The organism is Aerococcus sp. BD502, assembly GCF_057919555.1.
Genome location: NZ_CP147972.1, coordinates 1,195,341 through 1,214,411, shown reverse-complemented (window position 1 = coordinate 1,214,411; position 19,071 = coordinate 1,195,341). Strand labels below are relative to the sequence as shown.

General features: G+C 49.4%; 16 protein-coding genes. 2 read left to right on the top strand and 14 right to left on the bottom strand.

What is annotated here, in order from left to right:
- Positions 1-9: 9 nt before the first annotated feature.
- The 5 genes from WF803_RS05685 to WF803_RS05665 are packed head-to-tail and all read right to left on the bottom strand — an operon-like array spanning position 10 to position 5,655.
- Positions 10-909: a TDT family transporter gene (locus WF803_RS05685; RefSeq protein WP_489610578.1), complete on the bottom strand. Its 900-nt coding sequence runs from the start codon at positions 907-909 to the stop codon at positions 10-12.
- A gap of 10 nt (positions 910-919) precedes the next feature.
- Positions 920-1,639, bottom strand: a complete 720-nt coding sequence (locus WF803_RS05680; protein WP_489610577.1) for an alpha/beta hydrolase — start codon at positions 1,637-1,639, stop codon at positions 920-922.
- An 8-nt stretch (positions 1,640-1,647) separates the two neighbouring features.
- A complete protein-coding gene (locus WF803_RS05675; protein WP_489610576.1) occupies positions 1,648-3,327 on the bottom strand; it encodes a 2-oxo acid dehydrogenase subunit E2 in 1,680 nt (559 codons plus the stop codon).
- Positions 3,328-3,343: 16 nt separating this feature from the next.
- Positions 3,344-4,348: an alpha-ketoacid dehydrogenase subunit beta gene (locus WF803_RS05670; RefSeq protein ID WP_489610575.1), complete on the bottom strand. Its 1,005-nt coding sequence runs from the start codon at positions 4,346-4,348 to the stop codon at positions 3,344-3,346.
- Positions 4,348-5,655 carry a thiamine pyrophosphate-dependent enzyme gene (locus tag WF803_RS05665; RefSeq protein ID WP_489610574.1) on the bottom strand — a complete coding sequence of 436 codons (1,308 nt, stop codon included), beginning with the start codon at positions 5,653-5,655 and terminating at the stop codon, positions 4,348-4,350. The genes WF803_RS05670 and WF803_RS05665 overlap by 1 nt, the downstream gene beginning before the upstream one ends.
- Before the next feature lie 290 nt (positions 5,656-5,945).
- Here WF803_RS05665 and WF803_RS05660 point away from each other — a divergent pair, with 290 nt between their 5' ends.
- Together WF803_RS05660 and WF803_RS05655 are read left to right on the top strand one after the other, a co-directional pair.
- A complete protein-coding gene (locus WF803_RS05660) occupies positions 5,946-6,365 on the top strand; it encodes a glycine/sarcosine/betaine reductase selenoprotein B family protein (RefSeq protein WP_489610573.1) in 420 nt (139 codons plus the stop codon).
- Between the two features lie 39 nt (positions 6,366-6,404).
- On the top strand, positions 6,405-6,710 hold the full coding sequence (locus WF803_RS05655; RefSeq protein WP_489610572.1) for a hypothetical protein: 306 nt from the start codon (positions 6,405-6,407) through the stop codon (positions 6,708-6,710).
- Positions 6,711-6,764: 54 nt separating this feature from the next.
- On the opposite strand, the gene WF803_RS05650 is transcribed toward WF803_RS05655, so the two are convergent.
- The 9 genes from WF803_RS05650 to WF803_RS05610 all read right to left on the bottom strand — a co-directional run bounded on the left by WF803_RS05650 (position 6,765) and on the right by WF803_RS05610 (position 18,889).
- Positions 6,765-7,643, bottom strand: coding sequence for an acetamidase/formamidase family protein (locus tag WF803_RS05650; protein WP_489610571.1), 879 nt, complete (start codon positions 7,641-7,643; stop codon positions 6,765-6,767).
- A gap of 825 nt (positions 7,644-8,468) precedes the next feature.
- Positions 8,469-9,752 (bottom strand): S1C family serine protease, encoded by a 1,284-nt coding sequence (locus WF803_RS05645; protein WP_489610570.1) that lies wholly within the window; start codon positions 9,750-9,752, stop codon positions 8,469-8,471.
- A 79-nt stretch (positions 9,753-9,831) separates the two neighbouring features.
- Positions 9,832-10,620, bottom strand: coding sequence for an MBL fold metallo-hydrolase (locus WF803_RS05640; protein ID WP_489611899.1), 789 nt, complete (start codon positions 10,618-10,620; stop codon positions 9,832-9,834).
- A 38-nt stretch (positions 10,621-10,658) separates the two neighbouring features.
- Positions 10,659-12,230: a hypothetical protein gene (locus WF803_RS05635; RefSeq protein ID WP_489610569.1), complete on the bottom strand. Its 1,572-nt coding sequence runs from the start codon at positions 12,228-12,230 to the stop codon at positions 10,659-10,661.
- Positions 12,231-12,241: 11 nt separating this feature from the next.
- Positions 12,242-13,081 (bottom strand): two-component system regulatory protein YycI, encoded by an 840-nt coding sequence (locus tag WF803_RS05630; RefSeq protein WP_489610568.1) that lies wholly within the window; start codon positions 13,079-13,081, stop codon positions 12,242-12,244.
- A 9-nt stretch (positions 13,082-13,090) separates the two neighbouring features.
- Positions 13,091-14,575 carry a hypothetical protein gene (locus WF803_RS05625; RefSeq protein WP_489610567.1) on the bottom strand — a complete coding sequence of 495 codons (1,485 nt, stop codon included), beginning with the start codon at positions 14,573-14,575 and terminating at the stop codon, positions 13,091-13,093.
- Entirely contained in the window at positions 14,565-16,442 is a 1,878-nt protein-coding gene (gene walK / locus WF803_RS05620) for a cell wall metabolism sensor histidine kinase WalK (RefSeq protein ID WP_489610566.1), read from the bottom strand. Before walK ends, WF803_RS05625 begins: the two co-directional genes overlap by 11 nt.
- Before the next feature lie 2 nt (positions 16,443-16,444).
- The gene (yycF, locus tag WF803_RS05615; protein WP_489610565.1) at positions 16,445-17,152 is read right to left on the bottom strand and encodes a response regulator YycF; all 708 of its coding nucleotides are present in this window, start codon (positions 17,150-17,152) and stop codon (positions 16,445-16,447) included.
- A 159-nt stretch (positions 17,153-17,311) separates the two neighbouring features.
- Complete coding sequence (locus WF803_RS05610) at positions 17,312-18,889, bottom strand: C40 family peptidase (RefSeq protein WP_489610564.1); 1,578 nt, start codon at positions 18,887-18,889, stop codon at positions 17,312-17,314.
- Positions 18,890-19,071: the final 182 nt, after the last annotated feature.

Below are 19,071 nucleotides of genomic sequence, written 5' to 3'. Positions count from 1 at the left end.
TTTTATTCATTAATTTTCCCGAGCTAGCATTAAACGCGTGTAGCCATAGAGAACGTAGAAAACAGCCAGGGTCGCAATGACGGTTTCCACTAGCACTAAAAGCTTTAAGGGAGCTGCTTGGAAAACTTGCGCATTGGCGAGTTTTAAGGACAAAGCACTGATCACCATGGGGAAAGTGAAGGCCGAATAAGACGGCAAGAATTTAGGCTGCAGCATTTTCGGTAATTGAATAAGGACGAAGAGATATAAGGCTTGGGACAGGAGGGTTAAAAACCACACCATGGCCATATTTTTCTCCGGGAAGCTATTCATATAGCCCGCCAAGCACAAGGCCGTTGGCGCCGTAAAAATCGCTAGATTGGGCCGGACGGGGGGCTTAATCTCACCCACCTTGTAAACGCGGTAGAAGACGATCGGCAGGAGAATCAGTAAGCCTACTAGGCCGATCCAGAAAATAATCTGGCCTAATAAGAGGGCTTTAAAGGCGGGAGCCGTTACGGATGCCACCACCGCCCCAACGAAGACAATAAACCAAGATGGGAAGACGTTTCGAATAGAAAAATTGAAAACAAATTTGACCGCAAACCAAGCATAGAGCACAAATTGAGCGAGGATCGCCACGTACCAAAGTACGGTCGCCGCCCCTCCGATCAAAGGTTTCACGTAACCAGCTAAAAGCATCAAAGCCATGGGGTAAGTCGCATAAACGGAACTGATCACAGGATTTTCCATCTCAGCCATAAAGCCTGACCAGCTGGAAAACATCTTAACTGTTACTAAAATAAAGACGATGGCTGCTAATACGCCACATAGGCCCCGCAAAAATTCGCTATGACTTTGCAGGAGATTGCCCAAGGCCGCCAGACCGAGCGCCAGGCCACTCATGGGCAGGTGAATTTTCTTCAACATAATTGCCTCCTTATCGCATTGCTAAAAATTCTAAAACATCACGAGCGAGCTCGTCTTTGGTGGGTTCCTGCACCAAATAATGGCTGCCTTCTGGGTAAATTTTGGGGCGTAGGACATCTGCTGCCTGGCACACCCGGCGCAAGCGTTCCACCGAATTAACCTGGAGCACTTCGTCTTGGCCGCCTTGCGCCATAAATAAGGGCGCTTCAATCGTTTGATACTTGGCCCAGTGGCTGTCTAGCCAAGCCTGAATGCTATTAAGCATCTCGTCCATCTCCTTAAAAGCTGCCTTAGCTGCGGTTTCGTCGCCCCCTGCCGCCTTAAAATAGCGCTGGCGAAGGAAGTAGGGGACCCGGCTTTTTTTAATGTCTTCAAAAGCTGGCGTGGCCATGAGAATCCCCCCACTCAAACCTGGATAAGCAAGCAAAAGATCCAAGGCCAATAAGCCCCCTAAGGAGAGGCCGCCGACATAAACCTCTTGCTGGCCTTCCTCATAAAATTTTTCCAAGGCCTGCTTGGCATCGGCTTGCCAATCCGTCAGCCGACTCTTGAAGAGATCTGCAAGCTGGCCGCTGCCATGCCCCGTTAAAGTGGGCGCATAAAGGCGGTAGCCAGCAGCGTTGATTTTCTTTGCAAAATCGGTAAAGACCGCCGCCGAATCCCCCAAAGAATGAAAGAGGAGGATAGCGGGCTGGCCAGCTTTACCGGGATAATCAATACTTAAACTCATATGATCACCTAAAATTGATAGAGTAATTGGTAAGGGTCTTCGAGGAGGTCTTTGACGTAATCGAGCACTCTAAACACCGTATCACGGGCAAGAATGCGGTGGTCCACGACCAGAGATATCGGAAGCATGGGCTTAATCGTCATTTCCCCCTTTTCCACGACCACTTCCTCACGAATGGCATTGAGGCCAAAAATCGCCGCTTCCGGATAATGCACGACCGGCTGGAAGTGCTCCACCTGGGATAAATGGCTCACGTCAGAGAGGGTAATCGTCCCTTCCGAGTTGGTTTCGTAGTTGAAAATCCGTTCTACCATCACTTCATGCTCGAGTTCATGGTAGCGTGTGACTAAGTCTTCTAGAGACATTTTGTGCGCATCCTTAATGACGGGCGTGAAGAGGCCTTGCACGGTATTCATTTCAAAGCCTATGTTCACATAATTTTTGAAGCGGAAAATGGATTCCGTATCATCCAAGGAGCAATTAAGCTCGGGGAAACGCTGGCAGGCTTCAATAACTGCCATAGCCACAAAGAAAAGATGGGGCTTCTGTTCGCCAGCTAAAGCATCCATTTTCTTCGTCAAAGCTTGCAAAGCGGTGGTGTCGATGGACGTGAACACGGCGAAAGGTACCGTCTTGTGATGGGACATTTCGAAGCGGGAGGCATTATACTTCCGGATATAAGTTTCCTCGCGGCCAAATTCTTCATCTGCCCGGTGCGTCCAGTAGCCGGGATCCATGGTATCAATTTTTCGGAAGTTCCATTCGCGTTCACCCACGGCATGGCTGGCGGCATACTCAACTTCCTCCATGGTGACAATACCTTCATCATTGGTGGGCATTTCACTGATATCAATCCCATGCTTGGCCGCATATTCACGTACGGCTGGACTGGCCTTGGTATGGCGGCCGGCTTCCAGGTACCATGCCTCTGTTTTAGCATTGGCCAAGTGGGTGGGAATCGGCTTCGAGCCATCTTGGGAATGGTTAAAGTTGTCTTGGAGAGGCTTTAAGTAACGGTGCGTCCGCGTCGTCGAAGGCTTCGGTGCTCCTTGCTGGGCTTGGCCTTGATCCTTCATAAATTCTGCATTTGCTTTCTTCTGATCCTTGGGCTTGGGCATTTTCCCGTAAGCCGCTTGGAGAATTTCTTGAACGGAGCCAGTACCCAGGGCTTGGGCTTTTTCCAGATCCAATTGGGGCTCTCCCATTGGCGTTTCTTCTGGCTTTGCTGCCGCAGGCTTAGGCGCTAATGATTTTTGGGCTGCAGGCACAGGCGCTTCTTCCTGAGACGCTGTGGCTGCTGGTTTTTCGGACTCTGCCGGCTCAGCGGCTGCTGGTTTTTCGGCTGCTTCTCCCCCACCAGCCAATTTTTCACCTTCAGGGGGTGCGGTAATGCTGCCATCTTTTTGCACGCGTCCGGCGTCGCCACCGGCTGCTGTGGTGAGTTCTTCTTTGCCATCATCAATCATAAATACCTTCTCATCTCTGAATATGTAATCCCACAGGCGAATATAGATTTTCTCAATGCAGCCGCTGGTAGGTGCTGCTAGCGCCCCCACAGCCTTATCCGTCTGCATTTCGGCGAGCACATCGCCTTCCTTCACTTCGTCGCCTTCTTTGACGTTCATTGCCACACATTGGGCCTCAAAAATCCCTTCACCTAGGGGAGGTAATTTAACTAAAAATGCCATCTATTAACTCCTCTCACTAGCGGGCTTGTGTTTTCATAATCGCTTTTTTAATGTCTGCTTCACTAGGCAGCCAGTCGTGCTCCAATTGCTTAAAGGGGAAAGGCGTATTCGGCGCCGCGACAAATTCAATCGGCACCAGCAATTGGTAGAAGGCCCGGCGGCTAATTTCACTGATAATCTGCCCGCCTAAGCCACAATGGCTTTGGGCTTCTTGGACCATAACCACGCGTTGGGTTTTTAAAACGGACTGCATAATCGTATCGTAGTCAATAGGCGCTAAGCTTCTCAAGTCAATCAATTCAACATGGATGCCTTCTGCTTCCAACTCTTCCACGACACTTTGTGTTTTCCGCACCATGGCACCGTAAGTAATGACGGTGACATCCTCACCTTCTTGGACCACTCGCGCCTCAGCAATCGGCAGAGTATAAGGCTCTTCGTCCACCTTCTCCCTAAAGGAGCGATAGAGGTACATGTGCTCGAGGAAAACCACGGGATGGGGGTCTTGAATAGCGGCCGCCATTAAGCCCTTCGCTTCAATAGCGGAACTGGGCATCACCACCCGCAAACCTTGGAAATGAGCGAGTAAGCCTTCCAAGTTATCGGGGTGGAATTCTGGCGTCCCCACTCCCCCACCGAAAGGCGTGCGCACCACAATGGGCATTGCCGCCAAGCCGCCCGTCCGGTAACTCATCCGAGACATTTGGTTAATGCTATCTAAGGCCTCGTAAATAAAAGGCAGGAATTGAATCTCAGCCACAGGATGGAAACCTTGATTGGCTAGACCAATGGCCATGCCGAGAATGCCGGATTCGGCTAGCGGGGTATCATTAACCCGTTCCTCACCAAATTTCTCCTGGAAATGTTCGGTCGTCCGAAAGACCCCGCCATTTTTCCCAATATCTTGGCCAAAAAGAATCAGTTTATCATCACGGGCTAATTCCTGGGCGAGGGCTTGGTTAATGGCTCTCACCATGGTCAGGTTATTGCCTGCTTCTGGGTTGCGTCGATCAACGTACATTAAGCTTGCCCCTTTCCATCAATTTCTTCATCATGTTCAATAGCTTCCTCTACCGTGGCGCCCGCGTCGCCATCTTCCACTTCAGCTCTTGAAGCTTCCGCAGCAACAACATCCCCATTGGCCTGGCTTTCTTCCCAAGTTTCCTTAGAAGACTCGTCAGTCGTGTCAGTCGCCGTTTCAGCAGTGATTTTTTCCGGCGTTTCTGTGGACTCGTTAAAGCCTTCTTCAGGCAGGCCGGGACCAAACGTCCAAGCTAGGGATTCTTCCACCGTCATCGGTTCCACCGCTTCCGCTTCTTCCATGCCGGCCTGAATTTTAGCCTTTGCCTCCTCAACAAATTCTTGGAATAAGTCTTCCGTTAGGAGGCCTTTTTCCGTTAAGTAATGAGAGAAGCGGTCAATGGGGTCGCGTAATTCCCATTCATCTAAGGATTCTTGCGTCCGGTAGCGGAGCGGATCGTCCCCCATCGTACTGTGGGGCTTCATGCGTTGCGTCAGCATTTCAATAACCACCGGCCCCCCGCCGTTGACGGCATGCTCCCTGGCCACATGACTGGCCAAGTAAACTGCCAGCGGATCATTCCCATCGACACGCAAGCTAGGGAGCCCTGCGGCAATAGCCTTTTGCGCGAGCGTTTCGGCTTTGGTCTGTATTTCCACTGGGGTCGAGATCGCATAACCATTATTTTGGAAGAAGAAAATGATAGGCGACTGGTAGCGGCCGGCAAAGTTCATCGCTTCATACGTATCGCCTTGGGAAGTGCCGCCATCACCAATATAAGCAAAGGTGACTTGTGGCTCGCCCTTCAATTTCTGTCCCAATGCATTCCCTTGGGCCTGCACCATTTGAGCCCCGATAATAATTTGCGGAATCATGGCCTTAACACCCTTCTTCTGGGCAAATTGTGAGCCGCTGACATGGCCCAAGCTCCACAGGTAAGCATCCGCCACACTAGCTCCATGCAACATCAGTTGGGGAATGTCCCGATAAGAGCCATATAGCCAATCCTCCTTCTCAAAGGCAAAATGGCTGGCCGCTTGCGCTGCTTCTTGGCCACGTGAAGGGGCATAGAAACCCAGGCGCGCCTGCTGGGAATAAGAAATACTTTCTTCATCAAATATCCGGCAGAAAATCAATTGTTTCATTAACTCCAAGAGTTCTTCATCACTTAAGTCGGGCAAGAGCTCAGGTTGGACCACCTCGCCCTGTTCATTGAGCAGCTGGAGTGTGCTAAATTGCGCTGTGCTAGCTTCTAGGCCGGCATAAAAGTCATCGATAGAAAACAATTTTTGTTTGCCTTCACCCACGAATTTTTCCTCCCTTTCTGATTAAAACATAGAAATTATCAACAATCGTAGCTTTGATTTGATATTTTAGCGCTAATCAACTATTATAAATATAGCATATTGGTACTTACAAAGAAAGTAAGAACCAAAGTTCATGAAAGTATCAATAATGAACTCGTTTTCTTTTTGAAAACAGCTAAAACCATGCTTGTGGAGGTGACTTTATGAAACATATTTCTTCAACACTGCCAACGAATCATGACCGCCAAACAATTGAAAACCAAACGGCCAAGTCTCACGGTTTAGAGGCAATGACACTCACATGGAACAAGCCACCGGTGATTGCACCTATCATTGAGAAACCTTTGTCCGAATTGCGTGTTGCCGTGGCAGCGTCCACAGGTGTCCATTTGCGGACCGATATTCCTTTCACCATCACGGGAGACTCTTCCTACCGAATTATCCCTGGTGATGTAGCTTACAACGATATTACGATCACCCACGTGCGTTACCCTAATCAGGCAGCGCATAAGGACCTAGACACGGTCTTCCCTTTAAATACCCTACGGCAACTCAAACACCAAGGTATTATTGGCGAAGTATCTCCGGTGCATGTCTCCTGGATGGGCCACGTTCCCCGCGTCGATACCTTAATTGAAGTTATGGCACCACAAATTGCCGAGCTCTTTGAGGAAAATGGCGTAGACATTGCTTTGATGTCTCCAGGCTGATTCATGTGCCACCAGTCCGTGGGATTGGTCGCTCGTGAATTGGAAAAACATGGCATCCGAACCGTTCTCTGTGGGCACTTCCCCCACTTAGCTGAACGGATTCGTCCACCACGCATGTTTATTGTCGATGCGCCCTTAGGAGAAACCTTCTCCAAGGCTTACGACTTTGATATGCACGAAAAGGTAACCCACGAAGCGCTCGAATTTGCGCGCACGGGGGGAGCCGAGATGATTTACTATGCTCCTTATGTGTGGGGTGAAAATGGTGGTTTAGTGCTTCCTGACAATGTGCAGGATCCAAAGCCCATCATTTTGAAAAATCCTCGTGCCCTAAAGGATGAATAAGCAGAAAGCTTGCCCAACTGAATTTTCTCAGTGGGCAGGCTTTTTTGTATTGACTTATTTTTCTAAAATCGCTTTGGCGAGGCGCATGCGGTAAGACATGTTCGGGTTCACCACTTGGCAAACTTCTAAATTTCCGGCAATGGACATGAGGATGTGGGCATCTTCCTTGCTGAGCTTGGTTTTAGCCTGGATGAGTGCCAGCATGGCCTGGCAGGCTTTTTGAATAGCTTCCGCATGGCTATTAGCCGCCCCCATGGTCAGCCAATCGTCTGCAGTTTCCATACTTAAGGCTGGTAGCGGGCTGCCTTTTAATACTTCCACCTTCACCGTGGCTTCACCAGGAACTTCCACGCCCGTCCCGCATATTTCCCCGTCACCCATAGCCAAGTGAAAATCCCCCATCGCTAAAAGGGCGCCTGGCGTATTCACTGGGAAGTAAATGGTCGTGCCGGCTTGAATGGCCGTATTATCAAGATTGCCCCCGTGATCTGCGGGCGTGCCCGTCATGACCCCTTCGCCCGCTGGTGCCGTACCAATCACACCGATCATTGGGCAGCTAGGAATACTCACATCCCCCATTCTTAGTCGCCCGTCCTGATATTTAATGAGACGCGCTTGGCCTTTTGACATCTCAGCACCTAAAACGCCAAAATCCTTAATGGCCATTGCAACCCCCTGCTCTTCCAGATCCAAAGCTTGGATGGTAACTTTGAGCAAGTCGCCCACCTCCGCCCCTTCCACGTATAAGGGACCCGTAGCCGGATTAATAGTATCATAGTCAATCGCATCCAGGGCTTGATCTTCCGATTGAATTTGATTAGAGAAGCAGTCGAGCGACTCAAAAATTACTTCCGCCCCACTCTGCACACGCAATACCGGCTCGTTCTCCTCCGACATGACAAAAATATGCTGGTCCTTCGTTATTTTTTCCATCGTCATCCCCTCCATAATTTAATTTTATCCTATTAAAAAGCCAATAGGAAAGCAAGCAAAAAGGCTGTAGCTCTCGCTTATTTCAATTCTAGAGAAGAAAAAAGCAGCCGGTAGGCTGCTTAAAAATAGGGTGTGAAGGCCGGTTAAAAGGAGGACGTTATGGGATAAAGGCAGGTTCGCACCCTTAGTGCGGTTCTGACTTTAATACATAACGCACGCCTCCTTTTAGGCCTGAACCCGACTAATAGGGTGTGAAGGCCGGTCAAAAGGAGGACGTTATGGGATAAAGGCAGGTTCGCACCCTTAGTGCGGTTCTGACTTTAATACATAACGCACGCCTCCTTTTAGGCCTGAACCCGACTAATGTCAGAACCACCCTGTAGTCCAGCTCAAGCGGGAGGGCGAGGCATCCACTTCGACAAAATGCTTGAGACATTGCTTCGCCGTCTCTACGCTTTTTGCCTCCAGTGATCCTGCCCTCTGATCCGCTTTCGCTTCCTTTAGTCCAGCTCAAGCGGGAGGGCGAGGCATCCACTTCGACAAAATGCTTGAGACATTGCTTCGCCGTCTCTACGCTTTTTGCCTCCAGTGATCCTGCCCTCTGATCCGCTTTCGCTTCCTGTTGTCAACTCAGCGGGGGCGGTCGGTGGTTCGTATCCTGGTTTTCCAGTGATCCTGCCCTCTGATCCGCTTTCGCTTCCTATAGTCCAGCTCAAGCGGGAGGGCGAGGCATCCACTTCGACAAAACGCTTGAGACATTGCTTCGCCGTCTCTACGCTTTTTGCCTCCAGTGATCCTGCCCTCTGATCCGCTTTCGCTTCCTGTTTACACTTCTTCCTTTTGTGGTTGGAGTTGGATTTCTTCGGTTTGTTTTTCGCCGTTGCGGTAGTAGGTCACTTTGACCTTATCTTCGGGCTTGTGGTTGTAAAGTAATTGTCTGAACTGCATGGTGCCTTCGACTTTTTCGCCGTTAAATTCGGTAATGACGTCGTATTGCTTGAGGCCGGCTTTGTCAGCGGGACTGCCAGGGACGACATCCATGACGACGACACCTTCTTCGATATCCTTTGGTAATTTGAGGATACGTTCTTGTTCTTCTAAGGAAACATGGTAGAGATCAGCGAAACGGATACCTAATTCTGGTCGGCTGACGCTACCTTTCTCTTCCAATTGCTTAATAATTTTCACCACATCATTACTTGGAATGGCAAAGCCCATGCCTTCAACTTGTGGAGTGGAAATTTTCATGGAGTTGATGCCGATCAATTGGCCAGCAGAATTGACCAAAGCCCCACCAGAGTTACCAGGGTTAATAGCGGCATCGGTTTGAATGGCGGTGACTTGCCAATCGGGCCGGCCGTCTTGGTTTAAGTCGACAGGCACTTGCCGGTCTAAGGCCGAAATAATGCCGTAAGTGACGGTAGAAGCAAACTCTTGGCCTAAGGGTGAACCAATGGCAATGGCGGGCTCACCGACAGACAAGGTGCTGGAGTCGCCAAATTCGATGGCGCCTTTGACAGCTTTAGCTGGCACCTTTAACACAGCGAGGTCACTAAATTTATCGGCACCAATGAGCTCTGCCTTAACCTTTTTCCCGTCACGCGTAATAATTTCTAAGGCGTCTTGGCCGTCAATAACGTGATTATTAGTGACGATATAGGCATGGTCGCCTTCAATTTTATAGACAACGCCCGAGCCTTCACCGGCCGTTTGGTAGTCATCCATGTTATCCCCTTGGCTACTGCCGCCATTATTAGGATCAGTAAAGCCGAAGAGATCATAGAACTCATGATTCGAGCGATTCGCTAAATTCACGACCGAAACAACCGAGTCTTGGACTTTACTGACAATCTGACTGACATCAGTCGTAATATCTAAGGACTTTTCGCTTGTTTTCGTACCGTCTTGGTCACTTTTAGTGCTTGCCTTTTGCTGCCCTTTCAATTCTTGTTGGACAATTTTTTGGACATCATTTTGGGACATGTTCGTTTTACCCATGTCAGTGGCGAGACCAATCCCTCCCACCAACAGTGCACCTACGACACCACCGCCGATGGTTTTCAGCCAATCGCTATGGCCTTGGCTATGATTTTGCTTTTGCTTTGCCACGGTACTTCCTCCTTAGTTGATTATACATTGACAAATGTACAATTTAATTTTGAATTATCGGTGAATGAAGCCTTAAAAATTATAAAGATAGCAATGGAGTCGCTTTATCAGGGCTGGCATTTTCCACTTTAAAGTCAAAGCCCGGCTCTTTGCCATGGGCCTTAAGGGTTTGGGTGAAGCTCTGGTAGGCAATTTCTGGCATATTATTATCCTTGGACAAGTGGCCTAGGTAAATGTTTTTCGTCTGGTCGCCCACCATTTCACTCATGGCTTCGGCGGAAGCTTCATTGGACAGGTGCCCATTATCGCTTAAAATTCGCTGCTTCAAATGCCAGGGGTAACGCCCCATGCGCAGCATATCAATATCGTGATTGCTCTCCATCAGGTAAGCATCGCAATTGGCTAGCATCTGCCGCTGGGCATCACTCACGTAGCCTAAATCAGTGAGCATGGCGAAGCGTTTGCCCCCTTTTTGGAAGGCGTAAAACTGCGGTTCCGCTGCATCATGGCTCACCCCGAAGCTTAAAACATCCAAATCATCCAGGGTGAGTAATTCCCCCCGTTCCAAATGATGGCGTAAGTCGGTATCGATATGGCCACATTTATCACCAATGGCCTGCCAAGTTTTCTCATTGGCATAAATATCCACCCCATACTGGCGGGCAAGGACACCCAGCCCCTTGATATGGTCACTGTGCTCATGTGTGACCAGGATCGTGTCGATATCATCCATACTGCGGCCGATACTTTTGAGGAGATTTTTTATTTTCTTCCCGCTGAGGCCGGCATCAATTAAAATTTTCCGTTTCGGTGTTTCTACATATGTGACATTGCCACTACTTCCACTCGCTAAAATGGAGATTTTCATTTCCGGTTCGCTTTTAACAGCCACCTGATCACTCCTTTCTAATCTTTAAACGAAATATTTTCTAAGCGGCCAGCGCGTTGGGCTTTTTTATGGAAGATTTTTTCCGTATTTAAGGCCCGGCTATAAGCATAGCGCCGCTGCCAGCCTAGGTCACTGTCTGCCAATTCCCAGTCGGTCAGTCGGCTTGTACGGGCAGCTGAAATATCTTCCCTGACGACATTTAAATCCGCCTCCACGCTAGCAGGGTAAAGGGGCAAAGCATAACGGTGCAGCCAGAGGAGCAGGAAATCACCCCAAAGCCCTAAGAGCAAAAGCCAAGGCACGTCCGGCAATTGACTATAGAGATAGGCCCAATAAAGAAAGCCTATATTCCAAAGCAAAGTCAAGCCAAGAAGCAGCGCTTGATAGCGGCCTGCTCCTGGTAAAACGGGCAGGAAGGTCTGCTGGAAGGCGGACCAGTGGCTTTTAAGGACTCGCTTACCTATCCGGCGCTGGGCTCGGGTTAAACGCTTAGGTTGAATAGTATCGCCCAACTCAGCCCAAGCAGTGAGCAGGTCAAGACCCAGGTCGCCTTGGGTGGGGCTTTCAGTTTGCACAATCTGGTAGTCCCCCGCTTCTAGGCCTTGCAGGCTGCCTTCCCGTTGGAAAGCCCGGACCAGCCACGGCAGCCAAGTGCGTTGGGCTTGCTGGTGGCCTAGCGCCCATAAGGCCAATAAGGGCTCTGCTAAAAAAGCCTCCCAGTGTTCACTGGGCAGCTGCTGCCCGGCCTTTCTGAAGGCTTGTTTCTCTCGCCATAAATGAAAAGCTAAAGCGACCAGTAAAGCCGTTAAGGCCCCGGCAGAAAGGTAGAGGCGGGTGCGCTTCTGTTGAATTTCCTCGCGGTAGGCGGCTACTTCGGCCTGCCATTCGTCATAGCGGGCTTCCCCTTGGCTTTTGGGCCCGACCGTTTGATTTTGCGGCAGGGCACTAGCGGGCAGGCGCAAGCGCAGGAAGTAGGTTCCCCCAGGCTTTATCGCCGGCAAGTGCGCGGTTAGCGTGCCGGCCTTCTCTTCCGTCCAAGCCAGGTCCCAGGCATCTTTCATTTGGATTTTTAAATCTTTCGCCTGGACGCCGGCCGGCAAATGCAAGGTGACTTGGGCATTTTTTATGCCATAGGGCGAGGCAAAAAGGGGCAATTCCAAAAGCGACCACTCCCCATAAGTCACCCAAGTTCCTGCTAGGCGGGCATTCAGGTAAGCCGTCTGCCGGCTTTTACTCATGCGATTATAGGCCCGTATTTTCAACTGCCCAGCCCGCTCTTCCAGGCGGTAAGTCCCATCCGTTTCGGAAGAACTATAAGCAAAGGGATAGGGGCTTTTGGCTTTTTCGGCCTGCATGCCGAATTTAAGGGTGTCCACTTCCCCTTGCTGGCCGAGGCCTAGGTGAAAATCAACGTGCTTGACCCCTTCTAAAACCTTTAACTGAGCCTCTTCCTGGTAGTGGGTGAGACCTTTATCGTCAAAAGCCAGCGAGATGTGGTCATTGGTAACCTGAATCGCTTCCTTAGCGGCCACCCCACCGCTAAAAATAAGTGTGCCTATTAGTAGCAAACCGACAAGCAATTTTTTCATGGTCCGACTCCTTAGCTGGCATTATTTTGTGTTTGAATGATGGTACCATTAATGGCATCCACATACAAGATCTTTGTTTCGCTATCTTTATTCCGAATATAGACCAGCCAGACAGGCTTATAGAGGAATAAATTATCCAGCAGCAAATTCGTCCGGTAGCCCAAAGCCGTGCTTAAGACTTCGGCATGGCTAGGCAGTTCATTATAGAGGTAGAGGTTCTCCACCGCCTGCTTTTCCGAAATTAACTGCCGGTCCTCCCCCTGGGGCATGGTATTTTCCACATAGCTCTGCTCATAGGATTCGACGTGGTAATTGTCATCGAGATGGAAGAAAATCTCTCCCGAGGCGTCAATAATAGGTCGACCCTCATGGCCATTCTGATAGAAGGCAATCACTTTTTTCTGGGGATTGTAGAAGGCAAAGTCATAGTGCTTGCCATAAAGCATAGCGTCACTGTTCTTAAAATCATTCAGCCGGCTCAAGGCCTGCTGGGCAAAGGCATCTGCTGTGGTTGTGTCGCTTAAGCCAGGCAAATCTAAGGGCTTGTCCAAATGGCTAAACAAGCGCTCGTTATTGCCGATGCGTATGTCCTGGTGCTTCAATTTATTCGCCTGTTCGGCCAAGCGGTTTTCCGTCTCCCCCGCCATAAAGGGCAGGCTCACTTCTTCTTCCGATAAATTTCCCGCACTCACATCTGCTGCCTGCATTTCCGCTTCAATCGTCCGACTCTGGCTTTGGCGCTGGTCTTCTAAACCTTGCGCCTGTTTCTGTTCAAACAGCGCATGGAAAAGGAAGGCATTCAGCACTAAGAAGGCCAGAATTAAAATGTATTCAATCCGTCGAAAAGCCATTGTCGCCTCCTAATGTTCCTGTCTGTCGCCCAACCACTGTCGGCGTCTCATCATCGATTCCCGGGGTCGTAATTGACTGTCACTGTCCCCGGCCGAACCCGCTCGTTTTAAAAGGTCGAGCGGCCGCTCATTGTCAGCCCGCTCACTTTGCCGGTCGGGAAAGTTAGCCATATCCACTTCTTGTTCTAGCATGACCCACTTGCCCTTGATCTTAATGTGCCAGGCCGGCAGCAAATCGATCAAGCTCTCCGATTGCTCATTCTTCACCCAGCGATAGCCCAGGCGAATATCCTCTACCTCTTTGGTATTGAGGCCACTTTTTTCAATAGTATCCCAGGCTTCCTGGCCAGACATGACTTTCACATCATAGGAGAGCGGGGTCAAGGGGGTTTGATTGGTTAAAGTCGATAAATTCAAGGCAAAAATATGCCTGCTATCCGCCAGCATGTGCACCTTAGAAACATTATAGGGGCCAAAAACCGGCAAGCCATTAATAAATTTCCGGTACTCAATCGAGCCATCGTCTTCATGGTAATGCACATATTTCCAAGAGTCCACATTGGCCTGGTAATTTTTCAACACGCGGAAGCTGTCCTGAATGGCTTCATTGCGCTTGGGCACGTCATCCTGGCGCTTGTCCTGATTAAACACCAATTCCTGAGTCTGGTTATTCACCAACAGAGATTTGTCATCCGAAAAATACCGCTGGAAATCCCCGTCACTGTAGTCGTGAATGCTCTCCGGTGAATCAAACAACTGGCGCAGGAAATTTGGCACAGGCTGGCGTTCCACCATGTAGGAAAGAGCAGGAACCGTCAACTCATCCTGGAGTAAATACTTACGCACGTTGCCCAAATCCAGGGGCGCAGCAGCCAGGAAATGATCCTTATTCTTCTCATAGTAATTGAGAATATGATCCACTTCCTTGGGCCTTGCCACACTTAGGCGATAAACCTTCCCCGCTTTCTGGTTTAGGACATACATGGCATCCGGTTCGTTTTTCTTAAACACCAAGCGGTCAAAGGACAAGTCATTGGTCACTTCCACTTCCTTCGTATCGATCAGGAAGGTCAGAGGGATTAAATCAGAAAACTCAAAATCCAAATAGGCTTGGTTGGTCAGCTGCTGGCGAAAGCCCGCCAGGTCACGTTCTTCGAGGGCCTGGTCGGTAATATCCTTGGAGATATTAAATAGGAGGTCGGTTAGCACTTTCATGTCGTCGATATTTTTCGACTTCATGCAAGGCCCGTTCGGTTCCGTGACCACTAATTCATTGGGGGAAAAGACTTCATGCAAAGGCGCTTCGTGCGACTGGGCGGTATTTAAGGCGCTGGCTGGCTTCGTCGTTTGCGCACTTTCCTCCCGGCGGAAGAAGCGCTGCAATTGGTCAGGCACCTGAAAAGACGAGCCGAAAATGCCTAAGGTGGCCAGTAAGCTTAACACCACGAGGGTAATAAGGACCAGGTGAATGAAAATGTTCCACTTACGGTGCATCGAACCACTCATCCTCTCCCTCTAAATCATTGAATTGCTCATCATAAGGCAGGGCCACGAAGAAGGTCGAGCCCTTGTTTTCAATACTATTCACCCAAATACGGCCATGGTGGAGGGTGATCACTTCCTTAGCAATCGCTAGGCCCAAGCCCGTCCCCCCTTGCGCCCGCGAGCGCGCCTTATCGACCCGGTAGAAACGCTCAAACAAATGGGTAATGCTTTGCTGGGGAACGCCTAGGCCCTGGTCTTGAATGCTTAGAATCAGTTCGTGCTGGTAGGCCATTAAACGCACCGTAATCATGCCGCCGTGGGGCGAATACTTGACCGCATTGTTCAGCAAATTATCCAACACCTGGGTCATGCGGTCCTGGTCCATCTCCAAGAAAAAGTCCCCCTCAGGAATTTCCCGGGCAATGGTAAAGGCGTTCTCGCCTAAGCCCCCCGACGCCAGCATCATGTCAAAACGATCCAGCGTATGGTGGAGGAAGGCGGTAAAGGACGTTAATTCCAATTCCAGTTTCGCCTTACCGGAGTCCATATTGGACAGGCGCAAGAGATCACTGATCATGCGGATCATGCGGTCGGTTTCCTGCTGAATCACGCCCAAAAAATTAACCGCTAAGTCCTCATCCGCCAAGGCCCCGTCTGCCAAGGCCTCGCTATAGCTTCGCACCGAAGTCAAAGGCGTGCGCAATTCATGGGACACATTGGAAACAAATTGCTTGCGGTCACGCTCAATCTTCTCGTGTTCGGTGACATCCGTTAAGACCCACACCAAACCACTCACAAAACCGGATTCACGTTGGATGATGGAGTACTCGCCGCGGATAATAGATTCTTGTTCTGGCGTACTAAAATCAATCAGGATTTCTTCGCTTTGATGGAAGAGTTGCCGGAATTTGAAGCGGTCAGCAAGCTTTAAAACCTCTAAAATCGGCCGACCGATGACTTCCTCCTCCGTTTGATTGATAAACTCCAAGGCCTTCTTATTGGTAATCACCACCCTGCCTTGCCGATCTGTGGCCATCACCCCATCCGTCATGTGCTTGAGCACGGAGTCTAGGCGTTGGCGCTCGGCTTCCATGGAAGTTTGGGCGTCTTTCACGCGCACAGAGAGATAGTTAATACTTTTCGCTAATTGGCCAATCTCATCGTCTCCGTAAATTTTCACCTGGCCAGAAAAGTTCCCATCGGCAATTTTCTCCGCCTGCCGCTGCATGGCCTTGATGGGGCGCGTAATCCCAGTGGAAATGAGGAGGGCTAAAATAATCGTAAATAATAAGGACACGAGCGAGCTGGTCAGGTAAATCACCACAATATTTTGAATTTGCTGGTACATGCTTTCAATATCGACCCGCAAACTCAAAACACCAATCAATGTCCCCGTATTGTCCGAAGACATAATTGGCGTCATGTAGAGCTTGGTCCGACTGCCCTGCTCCCGGTCATACACCTCTTCATTGACCGCCCCATTGGTGTAGAGCACTTGCTCCACCTCAGCTTGCGTGCTGCGCTGGCCCACATAGGGCTGATTGGCCGGGCTCGAGGTGGCCAGGAGGAAGCCGTTATGGTCTAAAACTTGAGCTTCAATAATATTGGCACTATTGAAACGCCGTAAAATCTGACTCAGGCGCTCTTCTTTGGCATTCCGTTCCAGCTTAGTCTCTTCTAAAATGTTTTGGGTACTATCGACTAAAAAACTCATCTCCACGGAACGCTGCTCATCAAAAGCTTGCAGCATATCGCGCTCTAATTGCTGGATAAAATAAGCCCCGATAATTTGCAGGGCGAGGAGGAGAATCAAAATTAAAATCGCTGGAATTTTAAAGAGCACCGAGCGGTAAAAAGGTAGCCTCTGTCTCTCCATAACTACTCCTGATCATTATCTTGCACATAGTAGCCCACACCCCGGCGCGTGATTAAAATTTCTGGGTGGCTAGGAGCTTGCTCAATTTTCTCCCGCAAACGCCTGACCGTCACATCCACTGTCCGCACATCGCCAAAGTAATCATAGCCCCAAACACTGCGCAAGAGATCCTCGCGGGTGACGACTTCGTCCTTGTGCTGGGCGAGATAGAGGAGTAATTCAAATTCACGGTGGGTCAGCTCAACAGGGTCGTCGCCCTTCGTCACTCGGTAGGTTTCTGCATTAATCGTCAAGTCCCCTACTTCGTAAACTGCTCGCTTTTCTTCAGGCGCTGCTTCTTCCTGGCTAATCGCGGTCCGGCGCAAGTTAGCTTTGACGCGTGCCAGTAATTCTCGGTTGGAAAAAGGCTTGGTCACATAGTCGTCAGCCCCCATTTCCAAGCCTAAAACCTTGTCAAATTCATCAGACTTGGCTGTTAGCATAATAATTGGCACTTGACTCTTTTTCCGAATTTCCAGGCAGACTTCTAAACCATCAATTTTAGGCAGCATTAAGTCCAAAATGACAATATCCGGTTGATACTCTTCAAATAGTTCTAAGGCTTCTTCGCCGTCTTTGGCTTTGGCAAATTCATAGCCATCCTTTTCCAAGGTGAAGCCGATGATATCACGAATGGACGCTTCATCATCAACAATCAACACTTTCTTCATACTTACACTCCCTCTAAGAGGCTAAATTCAATCGAATCTTAACCATATTATACCGTGCCGGCAAGCAAAACTCAATTCTTCTAAGTTATTAGTGATACCGTTTTCACCATAAGGTATCGAAAAAGCCGAGTGGGGTAAGTCTCGGCTTGTCAATTTTTCTTACCGGTATTGAGCCATGCTGACTGCAAAGTCTGGCCGGTAGTAGTTAACGTTAGAATTTTGTACGGTTTTTCCAGGTTGAGGGGCGTGGATATAGCCACCTTGATTATCGGTAGCGAGCGCAACGTGGCGGGTACTGCCTTTAGCTCCCCAGAAGTACAAGTCCCCTGCTTGCGCTTGGTTCACACCAATTTGTGGGCCGGCGTTTTCTTGCGGTACGGTCCAGCCACCAATTTCCTTGCCGGTTGCTTCCTTGTAAACATAGTGGGTGAAACCGGAGCAGTCAAAGCCTTTTGGCGTTTTACCGCCCCAAACATAAGGGGTGCCGACGTATTTTTGTGCTGTATTCACAATATTTTGCCCTTGGTTGCCTTGATTTTGTTGCTTTTGGGCAGCGGCTTCTTGTTGGGCTTTCTTTTCTGCTTCAGCTTGTTTTTGGGCAGCGGCTTCTTGTTGAGCCTTCTTTTCTGCTTCGGCTTGTTTTTGCGCTTGTGCTTGCTTTTCAGCTTCCGCTTGTTGTTGTGCTTCCGCTTGGGCTTTTTGTCGGGCTTCGGCTTCCGCTTGGGCTTTTTGTCGGGCTTCTGCTTCCGCTTGGGCTTTTTGTTGGGCTTCTGCTTCCGCTTGGGCTTTTTGTTGGGCTTCTGCTTCCGCTTGAGCTTTTTGTTGGGCTTCTGCTTCCGCTTGGGCTTGTTGTTGGGCTTCTGCTTCCGCTTGGGCTTTTTGTTGTGCTTCCGCTTGAGCTTGTTGTTCCGCAGCAGCAGCTTGTTGCTCAGCTTCGGCTTGTTGTTTAACAGCTTCGGCTTGGGCTTGTCGTTTTGCTTCAGCTTGAACCGCTGGCGTGCTGACTTGGGGCGCAACCTCAGCTTTGACTTCGGGTGTTTCTGCTTCTACTGGTGCTGGCTTGGCTTCGTCTTTAACCACTTGCAGCACTTGGCCGGCGTAAATAAAGTTACTGGTTAAGCCATTCATCGCTTGCAAGTCGCTCACACTGAGGCCTGCTGCTTCGGCAATGGCTTCTAGGGTGTCCCCTGGCTGTACTACATAAGTGCTGCCTGAAATCGCAATGCTTGGCGTGGCTACTTCAACAATCGGTGCGGCTTTTTCGGTCGTTTCTTCTGTTTCTAAGGTTTCAGCTGCCACCTTGTCCGTCTCAACTTGCTCTTCAACTTCAGCTTTGAGACGTAATTGCTGGCCGACTAAAATAAGGTCGCCTTCTAAGTGGTTCAGGCTGCGTAATTTTTCAACAGAAATATTAAATTGCTGGGCAATTTTGTTTAAGGTGTCGCCAGCTTGGACGTGGTAAACATCAGCTTTTGCTTCAGTCGCTGTTGGTTTAACCTCAATAGTTTGGCCATCAGGAATGGTAATGGAGTGGCCGGCAATAATTAAATCGGGATTGTTGATTTTGTTTTTCTTGGCTAATTCATCAACAGTAGAATTAAAACGTGCAGCAATTTGTGAGAGAGTGTCGCCTTCATTGATCTTGTAGATTTCATCGGCAGACACCCGAGGCGCAAAGGCGAGCATTAGGCCCGTAGTTGCTAAAGACGCCCCAATCATCTTACTTGCTTTACTCATGGTTTTGTTACCCCCTGAAAAATTTAGTCAATATATAAACGTCTGTCTCAACTTCACAAATCCTATTATAGCTATTCCCAGGGCAAATGAGGATAACAAGCATTTTACAAATTATTTCATTTTTTGTGCAAATTAAAAAGATAAAGAACGAAATAGGCTCATTCTTTATCTATTTTCATGGC

Bases quoted from the DNA above. Each gene is read 5' to 3' on its own strand.
- WF803_RS05685 (WP_489610578.1), bottom strand. From the start codon at position 909: ATGTTGAAGAAAATTCACCTGCCCATGAGTGGCCTGGCGCTCGGTCTG.
- WF803_RS05680 (WP_489610577.1), bottom strand. From the start codon at position 1,639: ATGAGTTTAAGTATTGATTATCCCGGTAAAGCTGGCCAGCCCGCTATC.
- WF803_RS05675 (WP_489610576.1), bottom strand. From the start codon at position 3,327: ATGGCATTTTTAGTTAAATTACCTCCCCTAGGTGAAGGGATTTTTGAG.
- WF803_RS05670 (WP_489610575.1), bottom strand. From the start codon at position 4,348: ATGTACGTTGATCGACGCAACCCAGAAGCAGGCAATAACCTGACCATG.
- WF803_RS05660 (WP_489610573.1), top strand. From the start codon at position 5,946: ATGACACTCACATGGAACAAGCCACCGGTGATTGCACCTATCATTGAG.
- WF803_RS05650 (WP_489610571.1), bottom strand. From the start codon at position 7,643: ATGGAAAAAATAACGAAGGACCAGCATATTTTTGTCATGTCGGAGGAG.
- WF803_RS05640 (WP_489611899.1), bottom strand. From the start codon at position 10,620: ATGAAAATCTCCATTTTAGCGAGTGGAAGTAGTGGCAATGTCACATAT.
- WF803_RS05635 (WP_489610569.1), bottom strand. From the start codon at position 12,230: ATGAAAAAATTGCTTGTCGGTTTGCTACTAATAGGCACACTTATTTTT.
- WF803_RS05630 (WP_489610568.1), bottom strand. From the start codon at position 13,081: ATGGCTTTTCGACGGATTGAATACATTTTAATTCTGGCCTTCTTAGTG.
- WF803_RS05625 (WP_489610567.1), bottom strand. From the start codon at position 14,575: ATGCACCGTAAGTGGAACATTTTCATTCACCTGGTCCTTATTACCCTC.
- walK (WP_489610566.1), bottom strand. From the start codon at position 16,442: ATGGAGAGACAGAGGCTACCTTTTTACCGCTCGGTGCTCTTTAAAATT.
- yycF (WP_489610565.1), bottom strand. From the start codon at position 17,152: ATGAAGAAAGTGTTGATTGTTGATGATGAAGCGTCCATTCGTGATATC.
- WF803_RS05610 (WP_489610564.1), bottom strand. From the start codon at position 18,889: ATGAGTAAAGCAAGTAAGATGATTGGGGCGTCTTTAGCAACTACGGGC.